This is a genomic window from Williamsia sterculiae, from assembly GCF_900156495.1.
Lineage (GTDB): Bacteria > Actinomycetota > Actinomycetes > Mycobacteriales > Mycobacteriaceae > Williamsia_B > Williamsia_B sterculiae.
This window is the reverse complement of record NZ_FTNT01000001.1, coordinates 384,455-399,068: the sequence shown is the minus strand read 5'-3', so window position 1 is coordinate 399,068 and position 14,614 is coordinate 384,455. Positions and strand designations below refer to the sequence as shown.

At 67.4% G+C, this 14,614-nt stretch carries 16 protein-coding genes; 5 read left to right on the top strand and 11 right to left on the bottom strand.

Translation table 11 applies throughout. The annotated features are described in order from the left end of the window. Nucleotides 1-269 precede the first annotated feature (269 nt). Nucleotides 270-1,253, top strand: coding sequence for a 13E12 repeat family protein (locus BW971_RS01715; RefSeq protein WP_076475914.1), 984 nt, complete (start codon nt 270-272; stop codon nt 1,251-1,253). After that, nucleotides 1,250-1,597 carry an HNH endonuclease signature motif containing protein gene (locus BW971_RS21815; protein ID WP_076475913.1) on the top strand — a complete coding sequence of 116 codons (348 nt, stop codon included), beginning with the start codon at nt 1,250-1,252 and terminating at the stop codon, nt 1,595-1,597. The genes BW971_RS01715 and BW971_RS21815 overlap by 4 nt, the downstream gene beginning before the upstream one ends. 54 nt (nt 1,598-1,651) lie before the next feature. On the opposite strand, the gene BW971_RS01705 is transcribed toward BW971_RS21815, so the two are convergent. Continuing rightward, entirely contained in the window at nt 1,652-2,425 is a 774-nt protein-coding gene (locus BW971_RS01705; protein ID WP_076475911.1) for a hypothetical protein, read from the bottom strand. A 67-nt stretch (nt 2,426-2,492) separates the two neighbouring features. Beyond that, the gene (locus BW971_RS01700; protein WP_076475909.1) at nt 2,493-3,146 is read right to left on the bottom strand and encodes a carbonic anhydrase; all 654 of its coding nucleotides are present in this window, start codon (nt 3,144-3,146) and stop codon (nt 2,493-2,495) included. Here BW971_RS01700 and BW971_RS01695 point away from each other — a divergent pair. Next, nucleotides 3,145-4,029: an HhH-GPD family protein gene (locus BW971_RS01695; RefSeq protein ID WP_076475907.1), complete on the top strand. Its 885-nt coding sequence runs from the start codon at nt 3,145-3,147 to the stop codon at nt 4,027-4,029. The two genes, BW971_RS01700 and BW971_RS01695, sit on opposite strands and share 2 nt — an antisense overlap. Before the next feature lie 31 nt (nt 4,030-4,060). Here BW971_RS01695 and BW971_RS01690 read toward each other — a convergent pair whose 3' ends face one another. Further along, complete coding sequence (locus tag BW971_RS01690; RefSeq protein WP_083709166.1) at nt 4,061-4,867, bottom strand: alpha/beta fold hydrolase; 807 nt, start codon at nt 4,865-4,867, stop codon at nt 4,061-4,063. Between the two features lie 51 nt (nt 4,868-4,918). Here BW971_RS01690 and BW971_RS01685 point away from each other — a divergent pair, with 51 nt between their 5' ends. After that, complete coding sequence (locus BW971_RS01685) at nt 4,919-5,227, top strand: antibiotic biosynthesis monooxygenase family protein (protein ID WP_076476347.1); 309 nt, start codon at nt 4,919-4,921, stop codon at nt 5,225-5,227. Between the two features lie 30 nt (nt 5,228-5,257). Next, the gene (locus BW971_RS01680; RefSeq protein WP_083709165.1) at nt 5,258-5,944 is read left to right on the top strand and encodes an LON peptidase substrate-binding domain-containing protein; all 687 of its coding nucleotides are present in this window, start codon (nt 5,258-5,260) and stop codon (nt 5,942-5,944) included. A 3-nt stretch (nt 5,945-5,947) separates the two neighbouring features. On the opposite strand, the gene BW971_RS01675 is transcribed toward BW971_RS01680, so the two are convergent. The 8 genes from BW971_RS01675 to BW971_RS01640 are packed head-to-tail and all read right to left on the bottom strand — an operon-like array spanning nt 5,948 to nt 14,595. Further along, nucleotides 5,948-6,574 carry a hypothetical protein gene (locus BW971_RS01675; protein ID WP_143690154.1) on the bottom strand — a complete coding sequence of 209 codons (627 nt, stop codon included), beginning with the start codon at nt 6,572-6,574 and terminating at the stop codon, nt 5,948-5,950. Further along, entirely contained in the window at nt 6,574-7,353 is a 780-nt protein-coding gene (locus BW971_RS01670; RefSeq protein WP_143690153.1) for a hypothetical protein, read from the bottom strand. Before BW971_RS01670 ends, BW971_RS01675 begins: the two co-directional genes overlap by 1 nt. Next, a complete protein-coding gene (locus BW971_RS01665; RefSeq protein ID WP_076475899.1) occupies nt 7,317-8,777 on the bottom strand; it encodes an MCE family protein in 1,461 nt (486 codons plus the stop codon). Before BW971_RS01665 ends, BW971_RS01670 begins: the two co-directional genes overlap by 37 nt. Continuing rightward, nucleotides 8,778-9,965, bottom strand: coding sequence for an MCE family protein (locus BW971_RS01660; RefSeq protein ID WP_076475897.1), 1,188 nt, complete (start codon nt 9,963-9,965; stop codon nt 8,778-8,780). Then, nucleotides 9,962-11,236: an MCE family protein gene (locus BW971_RS01655; protein ID WP_076475895.1), complete on the bottom strand. Its 1,275-nt coding sequence runs from the start codon at nt 11,234-11,236 to the stop codon at nt 9,962-9,964. Before BW971_RS01655 ends, BW971_RS01660 begins: the two co-directional genes overlap by 4 nt. Beyond that, entirely contained in the window at nt 11,236-12,381 is a 1,146-nt protein-coding gene (locus tag BW971_RS01650; protein WP_076476345.1) for an MCE family protein, read from the bottom strand. Before BW971_RS01650 ends, BW971_RS01655 begins: the two co-directional genes overlap by 1 nt. After that, nucleotides 12,378-13,466, bottom strand: coding sequence for an MCE family protein (locus BW971_RS01645; protein ID WP_076475893.1), 1,089 nt, complete (start codon nt 13,464-13,466; stop codon nt 12,378-12,380). The genes BW971_RS01650 and BW971_RS01645 overlap by 4 nt, the downstream gene beginning before the upstream one ends. Then, the gene (locus tag BW971_RS01640) at nt 13,459-14,595 is read right to left on the bottom strand and encodes an MCE family protein (protein WP_076476343.1); all 1,137 of its coding nucleotides are present in this window, start codon (nt 14,593-14,595) and stop codon (nt 13,459-13,461) included. Before BW971_RS01640 ends, BW971_RS01645 begins: the two co-directional genes overlap by 8 nt. Between the last annotated feature and the right edge of the window lie 19 nt (nt 14,596-14,614).

Genomic DNA, 14,614 nt, shown 5'->3' with positions numbered 1-14,614 from the left:
CCAAGAGTGGCGTTGGCCGTCAGTGCAGACCAGGACTGTGCAATTGCGCATGCCTCGGTCGACACGCAGGCGTCGCAGGACTGGCACGTTCACGCTTCACGGCACCTGATCGCCCTCCACTTCCTGATGTAGGAGATCGGTGGGACTCGTTGTGCGTTCTCGGCGAATGCCGTTGTCGGACAGGGCGTGTACGCTGGTGGTAGCAACGAGATGATGTGGGCTTGTGCCGACGCGGGGTCCTGTAACCATCGACCGGAAGTGCCTGTCTCGTGTTCACCTACACCGATGCTCCCGCCGATGATGAGTTGTTGATGTCATCACCGTCGGCGGATCTGGTGGCCGCGGGCCGGGACGCCCAACGGTTGGAGCGCCAGGCCAATGCGCGGACGGTGCTGGCCGCCTACCGGGTCGGGGTGGCCCGGTTCGACGACATCCTGTACCACCCGCAAGGTTTGAACCCGAGGGTGGGTGATCACGCCCAGAAGGCCGCGGTCGGGGAAATCTCCTTGCAGTTCGGGGTGTCGAAGACGATGGCCGGGACCTGGTTCGCCCTCGGTGGGATGCTCGACCACCTCCCGCTGATCCGGTTGGCGTATCTGCGGGGTGAGTTCTCTTACCGGCGGGCGCAGCTGATCGCCACCACGTTGACCGGGGTGAGCACCTCCGACCTCGAGGACGCCCAACAGCAGGCGATCGCGTTGGCGTCCTGGCCGGTGACCGACCCCACGTTGCGTGACCAGCTCGACGAACTGTTGATCACCTTGGACCCCGGCAAGGCCGCCACCGATCGGGACGAGTTCACCTGCAACCAGGATGTGCGGATCAGCAAGGACCGGCACGGGCACTCCAGCATCGACGGGTGTGTGCCCGCCGCCCAGGGTGAACATTTGCGTACCCGTATCCGGTCGTTGATCACCACCCGCCTATGTGCCCGCGATCCCCGCACCACCGGCCAGCAGCGGGTCGCCGCCCTGGCCGACCTGCAGGGCATGACCACCCTGACCTGCCACTGCGGGCGCTACGACTGCGACCGCGGCACCAGCACACCACCGGAACCCACGCACCCGGTCGTCATCACCATCACCAGCGGCCCTGGCGCCACCCCACGACTTCGTGGGTACGCGGCAATCGACCCCGCACTCGCCGACGAACTCACCGAACAGGCCCAGGCACCCCGGTCGGGGCACCAGCCCCGGACGGCGACCGCAGCGACGGCACTGGTACGGGCACCACCCGCGAGATCGTCCCCGTGAACCCGCCCCGCACCCCGGACACCACCACCACCGATCCACCGCCGTCGGCGTACCGCTACCAACCCACCGCGGCCCTGCGCGCGCAGATCCTGGCCACCGACCGCTACTGCCGGTTCCCTTTCTGCGGGACCCCCGCCGACGACTGCGAACTCGACCACATCACCCCGTTCAACCACACCGACCCCACCCAGGGCGGACTCACCGTCGCCGACGACCTGATGCCGATCTGCACCCCCGACCACCACCGAAAACACCACGGCCACTGGATACCGACCATGGACCACCGCCGACACGTCACCTGGACCAACCGCGACACCGGACAACAGATCGTCACCCGACCATGACCACCCGCCGACAACTACCGGGATGCGCCGCAACGCGTCGCCGGCTACGACAAACTACGCGCCGGGGTTGGTCGCTGCCTGCACCACGTTGAAGGTGATCGGCGCGCTCTCCTTCTCACCGATCTTGCCGACCGCCTGGTACGACCCGGGACCCACCGGTTTGCGGGGGTTGGTGCAACCGGGGTTGCTGGTGTTCGCCGACCAGGTGATGGTGTCCTTGAACTGTTGCGCCGGTTTGAGTACCTGGTTGTTCACCTCGCTGATCGGCGCACAGTCGGTGGCCGACCAGATGTAGTACGACTTGTCGAGGGTGCGGACGACCACGTTCTGCATGTCCTTGCCCACGTCGCGGGTGCACTCCGCCAGCCCGGCATTGGTGACCACCAGGGTGAACACCGGCTGGTCACCGACCGCGTAGGTGGGCTTGTCGGTGTACAGCACCACGGAGATGTTCTGATCCGGGCAGAGGCCGCTGGCCGGCACGGGAGCCGGGGTCACCGCGGCGCCGTTACCGCCACCACCGCTGCCTGCCTGGCCGGTCTGACCGGGGACCGCGCTGGCCGATGCGGCGGTGGAGCCACCCGGCGAGCCGCCGTAACCGCCCTCGCCGTAACCACCCGACGACGACGGCGGCGCGCTGGCGGAGGGCAGGGGTGCGACCGAGGTCTGGTCCGACGAGGCGTTTGCGTTCTTCGGGCTGCTTCCGCCGCTGGTGGCGAGCAGGATGATGCCGACGACCACGGCGACGACGACCACCAGGACGCCGACCGCGAGCGCGCGACGTCGCCAGTAGATCTCGGGCGGCAGCGGGCCCTGCGGTTCCAACACATTTCAACGCTAATGTCCGGAACCGTTCCCGCGGCCGACCCTGGTCGGCGTGTCGGGCTTTCGGCGGTTACGTCCGGGAAGTCAACGCGTGGTCGGCGTCGGGCTGGTCACCCACCTCACCGACGACCTCGCGCAGCCAGACCCTGCCGTCGGAGAGGTCGTAGGTCAACCCGACGATGCCGAGGTCTCCGCTGCGAACCTTCTCGGCGATGATCTGGCTACGCTCCACCAGCACTCTCGCGGTCTCCTGCATGTGCCTGGCCTCGAACTCGTCGACGCGGGTGAGGCCCTCACCACGGCCGAGCAGAATGCTCGGGGTCACCCGCTCCACCACGTCTCGGATGTGACCGCCGGGGATCTCCAGGTTGTCGAGCGCGTTGATGGTCGCACTCACCGCTCCGCAGCTGTCGTGCCCGAGTACCGCGATGAGCGGCACACCGAGCACCGCGACGGCGAAGTCGATGGAGCCGAGCACGGCGGCATCGATGGTCTGACCGGCCGTGCGCACCACGAACAGGTCACCGAGCCCCTGATCGAAGATGATCTCGGCGGCGACTCGGGAGTCCGAACACCCGAAGAGCACCGCCTTGGGGTGCTGGCCACCGGCGAGCCGGGCCCGGTCGGCGATACCCTGGGACGGATGCCGTGCCTCGTCCGCGACGAATCTGTCATTGCCCTCGCGCAGATCGCGCCATGCCGCTTCCGGCGAAATGTGTGCCATGTCTGACATTCTGCCTGCCGTCGGTCTGATCGGATGGTTCGACGTCCACGAACGGGAGTTGCCGTGGCGCGAACCGGGTGTGACCGCCTGGCAGATCCTGATGAGCGAGATCATGCTGCAGCAGACCCCCGTGGTGCGCGTGCGACCCATCTGGGAGGAATGGGTGCGGCGCTGGCCGGTGCCGTCGGCGATGGCCGCGGAGTCGACCGGTGAGGTGCTGCGCGCCTGGGGGAAGCTCGGTTATCCGCGGCGTGCGATGCGCCTGCACGAGTGCTCGCGGGTGCTCGCCGAACGGTTCGACGACGTGGTGCCGTCGGATGTGGAGACGCTGCTGACCCTCCCCGGCATCGGCGAGTACACGGCGCGCGCGGTCGCGTGTTTCGCCTACGGACAGCGGGTGCCGGTGGTCGACATCAACGTGCGACGGGTGATCGCGCGGGCTGTGCACGGGCGCGCCGAGGCCGGTTCCCCCGGCCGATCCGATCTACGGGACGCCGAGGCGTTGCTACCCACCGACCCGGTCCGGGCCTGTCGGTACTCGGCCGCGTTGATGGAACTCGGAGCGTTGGTGTGTACCGCCCGGTCACCCCGCTGCGCCGACTGTCCGGTGAGCGGGACGTGCGGGTGGCAACGACGGGGTCGTCCCGCCCACGACGGTCCGGCCCGCAAGGTGCAGAAGTTCGCGGGTACCGACCGCCAGGTCCGCGGGCTGCTGATGGACGTGCTGCGCGGCAGCGATGACCCGGTCGACCGGTCCCGGCTCGACCAGGTGTGGACAACCGACACGGTGCAGCGTGACCGCGCACTGGGGTCTCTGCTGATGGACGGGTTGGTCGAGCAGACCCGCGACGGCCGCTTCTGCCTGGCCGGCGAAGCCGGCTGACGAGAACGACCGAGCCGGCCCCTAGAGCCACTCACAGGCCGGACAGGAATGCCTCCACCGCGCCTCGGTAGACGTCCGGGGTGTGGTCGTGGGCGAGGTGCCCGGCCCCGTCGATGCGCAGGTACTGCGCATGGTCGTTGAGCGACGCCATCCGCCGCATCTGTCCCGCGGGAGTCACGCCGTGTTCGGCGTGCAGCAGCAGGGTGGGTGCGGTGACAGCCTGCCACTGCGACCAGAAGTCGCGGCGGCACCACTCGTCGGCGACGGCTGCCCAGACCTCGAGGTCACCGTGCAGACGTCCGTCGTCGAACGCCTCCCAGAAGTAGCGGCCCGCGACCGCACCCATCATCGCCTCCACCTCCGCACGGTCGGCGAACCGCTCCGGCCAGCTCCCGAACCACGGCTGCCAGTCACCGGTGTCACGTCCGCGGAAGTCGGGTGCCATGTCCTCGACCACCACCGCGGACACCAGTTCGGGGTACTGCGCGGCGGCGCACCAGGCGTGCAGCCCGCCCATCGAGTGCCCGATCAGCACCGCGGGTCCGCGGTCGATCCAGGTGAGGATCTCGGCCAGGTCGGCGACGAACCGTTCGGTGCTGACGGCGGCATCGGTGCTGACGGGGGCATCTGGGGCGGCGAGGACGGTGTCGTTGCCGGCGTACCCCAGGGCGCCGTGCCACGCCGCGTCGTAGGTGAACACTCGACCGTGGCGACGCAGCCACGGGATCTGCCGCCGCCAGGTGCGGCCGCGGCCCATCAGCCCGTGCAGCAACACGATGACGCCGTCGCGCTCGCCCCCGTGGTCGAGCAGTCCCGTATCGGCGTTCACGACGAGCACCCTAACCAGCGTGAGCCCCGAATCCCGGAAGGTGCGGGTTAGGCTTGACTCATGACTGTTGTGAAGATCAACGCGATCTCCGTTCCGGAGGGTGCCGGGCCGGAACTCGAGAAGCGTTTCGCCCACCGCGCGCACTCGGTCGACGGGTCCCAGGGATTCCTGGGCTTCCAGTTGTTGCGCCCGGTCAAGGGGGACGACCGGTATTTCGTGGTGACACAGTGGGAGACCGAGGAGGACTTCCAGGCCTGGGTCTCCGGACCGGCCAAGAAGGCTCACTCGGGTGAACGGGCCAAGCCGGTGGCCAGCGGAGCCGATCTGCTGGAGTTCGAGGTCGTGCTCGACGCCAGGCCCCAGTCCTGAGACGGCGGTCCATCAGAACCCCGCCCTGACATGTCCGCCTCTCCCCCGACGGTCACGCCGATGTTCCCGCTCAGTGTGGTCCTGCTCCCCGGAGAGCTGCTGCCGCTGCAGATCTTCGAGCCGCGGTACCGGCAGATGCTGGCCGATTGTCTGGACCAACCGGAGGACGACGGTGAGGACATCGACCCCCGATCCCCGTACACCGGAAGAGGTTTCGGTGTCACGTTGATCGAACGTGGTCAGGAGACCGGCGGTGGTGAGGACCGGGCGCCGATCGGCACCTACGCCCGCATCGTCGCGCACCGATCCCGACCCGATGGGCGGGCGGTGCTGCAGTCGCTGGGCACACGACGGTTCCACGTGGCCGAATGGTTGGCCGACGACCCCTACCCACGGGCGATCCTCGAACCGCTACCCGACACGTCCGACGTGGAGCCGGGACCAAGCGAGTACTCCAGGATCGGTGACGACATCGCCGCTTTGTTCGCGATGATCGAGGCCACCGGGCAAACGGTGCCCGCCTTCGACGAAGGCCCATCGGAGCCGGACCCTGCCGATCATGACCGCGCATACCGCTGGGCGGCGCAACTCCCCCTGGGACAGGCCGACCGGTACGACCTGCTGTCGGCACGATCACCCACCGATCGACTCGATGTACTCGCCGACGCCGTGGCCGGGGTGACCGCGGTGGTGCGTTTCCGACTGCAGACGGACTGATCCTCAGCCGGCGCCCTTCGATGGCGCGAGTTCCTTGCGGACCGAGTCGTCGTTGTAGACGTCGATGTTCTCGATGGTCCAGCGACCACCCGACTTGCGCATGGAGTACTGCAGTCGGCTGGGCTCCACCTGGACGAGTTGGTTGCCCTGCCGGGTCACCGACTGGTTCATGAAGATCAACACCTGCGCGGTATCCGCGGTGTTCGTCACCACCCCCGCCTCCTGGATGGAGACGTCGGAGACCACCTGCTGCTTCTTGACCTGTGCGGCGAGATCCGACTGGGTGATGATGTCGTCGTACTGGCTACGGGCCGGACCGGCGACGATGCTCTTGGTCTGACCGATGTGGGCGTCGATGTCGTCCGGTTTGTACCCGAACATGGTCGTGGCGTAGCCCTTCGCCGCCGCCAGGGATGCGTTGCGGGAATCCTCCACCGCACGCGCGTCGCGATAACGCAGCCCGTACACCGTGGCCACCGCCGCCACGGCGACGAGGAGGAGCGCGATCGGCACCGTCACGAGCACCGTCCGCCCGGACACCCCGGCGGCCAGGCCCCGCCTGGACTCCCGGGCCGTCAGGCCCCGCTTCGACCCCCGGGCCGTCAGGCCCCGCTTCGACACGGCAGCCATCAGGTCACCCACTGCAGGTCGGTGAGCTTCAACTGGCCGTTGATCCGGCCGATCTGGGCCTTCCATCGGAAGGTCTGCACCTGGGTCTGAGCCGAGGGCGGCTGATTGTTCTGGCCCGGCTGACCATTCTGGGGTGGGGTGGTCATCTGCCACCCCGACACCAGGATGACGCTGGCCGAGTCGTCGTCCGACGCGGTCACCGCGTCGGACAGCACCGTGCCCTTGGTGGACACGTTCTGCGACTTGATCAGGTCCACTGTCTGTTGGATGGGGTCCTGCAGTTGCTGCATCGCCTTGCCGCTGGTCTGAGTCTGATACGTCTGGATCGCGCGGTCGACGTTGCCGGGATCGAGCGAGGTCAGGGTCACGATCATCTGCCTCGCGAAGGCGGCGTACTGAGCGCGCTGCGCCGCCCGGTCGTCCGCACGACGGGTCCCGACGACGAACATCACCGCGACGACGATCAGCCCGACCAGTACGGCCAGCGCGACCATCGTCATCGCGATCCGACGCCACCGCCGCGGACGGCGTTCGCCGGTGACCGTCGGCCGCTGCTTGCGGCGTTCGCGATACGACACCGCGACCGGCGTGCTCGGCTCCGCGGCCTCCGACGGTGCGCTCGGCTCGGTGGGCCTCGATGTTGCCGGCGGCGCAGGCACGTCCACCGTCGTCACCGCCGACGCGACCGGGTCGGAACCCGCGGGTGGTCCGGCCGGTCGTCGCACGCGGCGGCGCGCCGTCCTCACCGACCCACCGTCGTGGTGATCAGACTCTGCCATGTGCCATCACCTCCTCCGGATGCGCGGCCGTCACTCCCGAGGCCCGCGTTGTAGGTCTTGCCGTCCGGACCGATGTACTCACCTGTGCGCGGATCGTACTCCGCGGCATACACGGCGGGACTGCCGTCGTATGACGACGGCGTCGCTCTCGTGGTGGTGCCGGTCGTGGGTGCGGGTGAGTTCTGTGTGGGAAGTCCCGGCACCCCTGGGAGTCCCTGCGGGAACGGCACGTTCTGCCCCTGCGAGACGTAGCCGCTGCGGCATTCCGCGGGGGTGGGGGCCCGTCGACCGGGCACCTCCATACACGGGAAGTTCCGCGACCCGCGAACGGCGACATTCGAGTCCTGCGGCACCCGGCACAACAGGCCCGGAGGTAGGTCGCGCGGTGTCTGCTCGGATGCGGGCCGACGCTGCGAGAAGGGAAGGAACCCGACGGTGCAGGTGCCGGGATCCTGGAACCCGAGGGAGAAGTCGACGTTGGCTCCGTTGCGATTGTCCTCGGTGTTGAGGGCGGTGATCAATGCCGCCATCAAGCGCGGGTACAGCACGATCACCTGTTGCAGGTTGGGGTGGTAGATCGCCAGGGTCCGGGCGGTGGTGCCCAGATTGTCGAACAGCAGCGGCAGGCTCTGGTTCATCGACGCGAACAGGTTCTCCGATTGGTTCGCCACCCCCGGCCCCTTGTCGAGGACGTCGACGAGTTCGGGATCGTTTGCCCGCAACTGATTGGTGAACGTGGCGACATTCGATGTCCATGAGCGGATCTGGTCGGCGGTGGTGCTCTGTGTCCGCAACAACGGCGCCGCCTGCTCGATCAGGTCAACCGTCCGGTCCGAGTTGTTGTTGGCCTCGTCGACGAACAGTGACAGCGAGTCGAGGAGTCTCTGGAGATCCGGTGCGGAACCGTTGAAAGCCTGGAACGACTCGTCGAGCACCTGCCGCAACTTGGTGTCGGACACCCGATCCAGCAGCCTATCGGCCTGGTCGAGCAAGCTGGAGATCTCGGTGGGCACCTGGCCGTCGTGGATGGTCGACCCGTCCCGGAGGTTGCCACCCTGCGCGCCTGCCGAAGTGCCGGTGCGCGGGGCGAATTCGACGTACTGTTCGCCGATGGCCGAAACGCTGCGGACCGTGGCCTGCGACGACGCCGGGATCTTCGTGTCGCTGTCGACGGACAGGGTTGCACGGACCCCCGTCGCCGTCAGCGTCACCGACTGCACCTTGCCCACGTCCACACCGCGGTAGGCGACGTTGGCATTGCGATACAGACCACCGGTGCTGGGCAGGTCGACGTAGACCGCGTAACGGCCGATTCCGAGGAACGCCGGCAGTTGCACGTAGAACAGGGCCATCGCCACCATCGAGATGACGGTCACCACCGCGAAGATGATGAGTTGGATCCGCACGAATCGGGTGATCCGCATCTAATGTCCCCCGATCGGCCCGGTGAACGGGTCGGTGTTGCGTTTGGCGGCACCGGCCGGTTGTCCCATCACGGCCTCGGGTCCGTAGAAGGTACTGCCGCCGCCGACGCTGGCGAGCACCCCGCGGTCGAGCCGACCGAAGGTGAGATCCAGGTTGATGGTGCCGTTGACGTAGTCGCCCCGCACGATCTGCGGAATGGCGTTCTCCGCGAACGGGAACGTCAGCAGGATGTTCAGCGACTGGGTGAGTGCCGGCCCCGCACCCTGCAGTTGGTCGAGCACCGGCGACAGGTTGGCCACCACCGCGCGGATGTCCTGACCGTTGGCTCGGAGGATGTCGTCGGTGGTACGGCTGAGCCTGCCCACCGCGTCCAGCGCGCCGGTCAGGTTGGGTCGTTGGTCGACCAGCAACTGCAGGATCTGCGGGCCGTCGCGGAGCGCGCGGTCGATCGTCGGCTTCTGTTCGTTGATCGTGTCGGTCAGCCGGTCGAGCCCTTCGATGGCGGAGACGATGTGGTCGCGCTGCCGGTTCAGGTCGCCGACGAGGGTGTTCAGCCGCGGGATCAGATCGTGCACCACCTGCGCACGACCGTCGAGGGTGGAGTTCAGTTCTCTGACGATGTCACCGATCTGGGCGAGCCCACCGCCGTTGAGCACCACCGACAGCGAGCTGAGCACCTGTTCGGTGGTGGGGTAGGTGCACTGGGTCACCTGTTGGGCGACGTTGATGTCGGCGACCGGCGCGGCGCTCGGGTCGTCGGGCACGTTCGGTTGATCGGGGCAGGCGGCCAGCGGGATGGTCGATCCCGGCGGGATGGTGCCCGGTTGCGCGGGATCAGGTGGGACCACCTCGAGATGCATCGACCCCAGAACGCTCGTCATCGCGACCATCACATGCGAGCCGCGAGGAATCGTGATCCCGGGGTTCAGGCGCAGCGTGACCTCGGCCTTCCAGTTACGCACCTCGATGGCGCCCACACTGCCGACGGTGGCGTCGGACAACAACACCGGGGCGTTCTCCACCAGGTTGGCGGCACTGGGGATGATGGCCTTGATCGATGTCGAGCCCTTGGCGGTGCCCTGCGCACCGGGGACCGGTAACGAGTTGAGGCCTTGGAAGCCGCAGCCGGTCAGGGAGATCGCGACGATCGCCATAACGACGACCAGGGCCGGGCGGGTGCGGGTCATCCCTGCCCCCCGAACGGCACCAGCAGCCGACCCAGCCCGGGGTTGGCTGCGAACTGCGATCTGGTCGCGGCGTCCTTGTCCACCACACCTTGCCGAGCGCGGGCGCGCACATCGGGATCCTGGTACTGGATCTGACCGGGACGGGCGTTGATCCCGGTCACCGGATTCAACAGCACCGGAGGGTAGTTCACCGCGATCGACGACAGTACGGGGGTGAGCACGTCCACGCAGTGCTCCACGTCGGCCGCGGTGTTGCCCGGTCGGTCGTCACCGGACATGGTCCCGCACAGCATGTCGATGAGGTTGCCGCCCATCCCGAGCCCGAAGATGCCCGACAGTGATCCGGTCAGCGGGTTGTAGATGTTGTAGAAGTTCGACAGCTGCGTCGGCGCGGAGTGCAGCAGACCGCGGATCTGTTCGTCCTTCTGCGCCAGGATCGAGGTGGCCTGCGACAACCGCTGTACGGACTCGGTCAGCGTGTGGGCGTTGGTGTCGATGAACGACTTGACGTCCGAGAGCGCCGAATCCAGGTTCTTCAGAGCACCGTCGAGGTTACTGCTGTTGTCGGCGAGCACTTGACTGACCGACGCGATCCGGCCGTTGAACGCGACGAGTTGGTCATGGCTCTGTGAGAGCGCGTCCGTCAGCTTCTGCAGGTTGCGGATGGTGCCGAACAGGTCGTCACGGCCGTTCGACAGCGTGGACACCACATCGGAGAGCTGGTGCAACGAATCCCGGATTGCGCCACCGTTGCCGTCCAGGTTCGCCGCCGCGGTGTCGACGGTGCGGCTCACCGAACCCGGGTCGGCGCCCTGCGGCCCGACGGCCTCGGTGAGCCGGGTCAGCTGCTTCTTGATGTCGTCCCACTCGATGGGGACCGCGGTGCGGTCCATGGGAATGTCGGCACCGGCGGCCAGGGTGGGGCCGCCGGCGTAGACCGGTGAGAGTTGGACGAACCGTCCGGAGACCAGGCTCTGGGCCACGATGATGGCCGACGCGTTCGCCGGGATACGCGTGCCCCGGTCGACCTCCATGTCCACCTTGACCCCACCGGGTCGGGCGGTCACCGCGGTCACCTTTCCGATGTCGACGCCGAGCACCCGTACCGCGTCACCGCTGTAGAGACCGGTGACAGAGCTGAAGTATCCGGAGTAGGTGCGGTGGGTGGCCTTCTGGAATCCCAGGTATCCGGCCACGGCGAGCGCCACCACCAGGAGGAGGGCGATCGCGATCTGCCACGTCCGACGTCCGACACCACCCACGATCGACATCACGGGCCCTCCGCGGTCGGGTAGGACGGTGGCGGCGCCGCGGTCGACGAGTTCGGGTCGTGTGCGGCGTCGGGACGGGTACCGAGGACCCCCGGCTGTTGGTTGAACGCGTAGGTGAAGGCGCGGTACGCCTCGGGGTACTTGCGCTGCATGATCTTCAGGAACGTCGAGGTGTAGTCCCCGAAGGTGGGGATACCGACCAGCGACGAGAAGTACGGACCACTCGACACCGCCTCACCCAGGACGTTCGCGTAGGGCCCCAGCCGGTCCAGGGTCGACTTCAGATTGTCCGAGTTGTCCTGCAGGATCGCCACCACCCGGTTCAGTTTCTGCAACACCGGGGTGAGCTGAGCGTTGTTGTCGGCGATGAAGCCGCTGATCTGTGCGGCCACGTCGCGGGTGCCGGTGATGAGCTGGGCGATGGCGTACCGGCGCAGTTGGAGTTCGCCGAGAAGCGACGATGCGTCGTCGACCAGCGTGTCGATCTGCCCACTCCGGTCGGCGAGCACCTTGGACACCGATCCCGCGCGTTGCAGCAGCTGTCGCAGTGCGGTGTCCCGGTCGGCCACCGCCTTGGACAGCCGTGCCACCCCGTCGACCGCACCGCGCACCTGCGGCGGCGTGCCCGCGAACGAGTCCGACAAAGTGTTCAGCGCCGTGTTCAATTGTCCGGTGTCGGTGTCGGCCACGGTGTCGGTGGCACCCTGCAGCGCATCGATCAGCGAATACGGTGCCACGGTGTTGTGATTCGGGATCGTCGCGCCGGGCCGCAGCCGATCGCCGGGACGGGGAACCAACGTCAGGTTGCGGCGACCGAGGACGGTGGCCGTCTTGATGACGGCCTGTGAATCGTCACCGAGTTGCACGGAATCAGCCAGGGTGAAGTCGACCTCCGCCTTGGTCCCGGTATCCGTGGCGGCCAGGTGGATGGCGCGTACTGTGCCCACCTCCACCCCGGACACGATGACCTTGTCACCCTTGGCCAGACCACCGGCATCGTCGAAGAGAGCCGAGTAGACGCCCCCGTCCGACAGGTAGGGCAGCTTGTCCATCTGCATCGCGACGAGGACCACCAGGGTCGTGACGATGACACCGATGACACCGGTGGAGGCGCGGCTGCGACGGAGATCGCGATCCTGATTCATCGGGGTCGGCACCTGCCCCCGGGGTTCTGGGTGGGCCCGCTGTCGTCGACGGGCCTCCAGATGAGATCCTGGCCGTTCGGTCCGGTGAAGAAAATGTTCACCTGGCAGAGCCAGATCTGCAGCCACGCACCGTAACTCCCGAGGTTGCTGAGTTTGCGGAAGTCCTCCGGCAACCGGGTGAGCAGGCCACGCACATACGGCTCACCCTTGAGTACCTCGTCGGAGACCTTGCCGGTGTCGGTGACGGTGCTCCGGATGTCCGGACGGGTCTGCACCAGCAACCCGGCCAGATCGGTGGTCAGCTGCGAGGTGTTCGTCAGCGCCGAGCCGACGGTGCCGCGTTGCCGGGACAAACCGGTGATGAGCTGTTGCAACCGGTCGACGGACTGATCGAGTCCCCTGCTGTCGGCCTGGAACGTACCGAGCGTGGCGTTGAGGTTGTCGATGACGTCGCCGATGAGCCGATCGCGGTCGGCGAGCGTGTCGGTGAACTGGGCCGTGTTCTGCAGCAACTGGGTCAGCGCGGGTCCCTGTCCCTGGAACACCTCGATCAGCGACGCCGACAGCTCGTTGACCTGCTGGGCGTCGAGGGTCTTGAACAGCGGCTTGAACCCGCCGAGCAGTTTGTCGAGGTCGAGGGCGGGTTCGGTCTGTGTCACCGGGATGGTCGACTTGGCCGGCAGGGTCCGGCTCGGGTCACCGGCGCCCTCCTGCAGTTCCAGATAGCGATCACCGGTGAGGTTCTCGTAGCGGATGAGCGCATGCACCGACGTCGGAAGCGGGAAGGTGCTGTCCACGTCGAAACCGATCTGGGCCTGGTTGTCGGCGGTGAGACCGACCCCGGTCACCTGACCCACGTCGACCCCGGCGATGCGGACCCGGTTGCCCTCCTTGAGTTGGGAGGCGTCGGTGAACCTGGCGGTGTACGGCGTTGTCGACCCGGACCGGTATTGGCTGAAAACCACCACCAGGCCGACGAAGATCAACACCATGATGACCGCGAAGATGCCGAGTTTGATCGCGGTGGCGCGGAACACGCGTGCTCTGCGATTGGTGAAGCGGGCTGCACCTCGGGGATCAGCCACTCGAAGGCCCCCCGAACATCAGTTGGAACAATTTCTGGGGGTTCGCCTTCGGGGTGGTGCGTGGTTGATACGGCGCCGCGGCGTCGTCTCCGACATAGAAGGGGACGTGTTCGGTCGAGCTGGGATCCGAGAGGCCGGCCTCACAGGTGGGTGGGCCGTCGACGTTGTTGCGGGGCAGGTCGTCGGGGTAGCGGTACGGCTCCTTACCGGGGAGCACACCGGCGTTGAGTTGCAGACTGCCCGACTGCAGCCCGAACACCCCGGCCGCCTTGTTGGACGCGCTGGCGGTGGCCCGCAGGAAGCAGCCGAGACCGGGCGCCTGATAACCGAGCAGGCGTGCGGTGGGGTTCAGGTCGGTCAGGGCCGCGATGATCGTGTCCTTTTTCGGCCCGATGATCCCGTTGACGGTGTTCGACAGCCCGGTGACGTTGACCAGCAGGGCGTCGAGGTCGGAGGCGTTGTCGCGCAGGGTGTTGCCGACGACCGTGAGGTTGTCCACGGCACGCAGCAGATCGGGGGCGGCGTCGGCATAGGTGTTCGCCACCGTCGCACCCGCCTCGATGTCGGCGTCCAGCGCATCGAGGTGTGGGTTCGTCTTCTGCAGCACGGCCGACAGGTCCGACAATCCCTGACCGATCTGCTCACCGCGTCCGCGCAGGGCGGAGTCGACAGCACCCAGGGTGGCGTTCAGCTGATCGGGGTGTACAGCGGCGAGAACGTCGACCAGACGCTGGTACAACGTGTTCAACTCCACCACCACGCGATCGGCACCGATGGTGGCCCCCGCTCTCAGCGACTGCGCCGACGGGGTTCCGGGCACCATCAGGTCGACGGCCTTGGCACCGAACACCGTGTTGGACCGGATGAAGGCCGTCACGTTGGCGGGTATCCGGGCGAGTTGGCCGGAGTCCATGTTCAACGCGAGCCGCACCTGGGGATGCCCGGCTCGGTTGATCGCGGTGACGGACTCGACCCGACCGACCACCACACCGCGCAACCGCACCTTGGCGTCAGGACCCATCACCAGTCCCGCACGGTCCGCGGTCAGGGTGACCGGCACGGTGGATCGGAAGGCGCCGAGGAATTGGAACGCCGCCACCGCGATGACCGCGACCATCATGGCCACCATCGCGACGGCGGCCGATTTC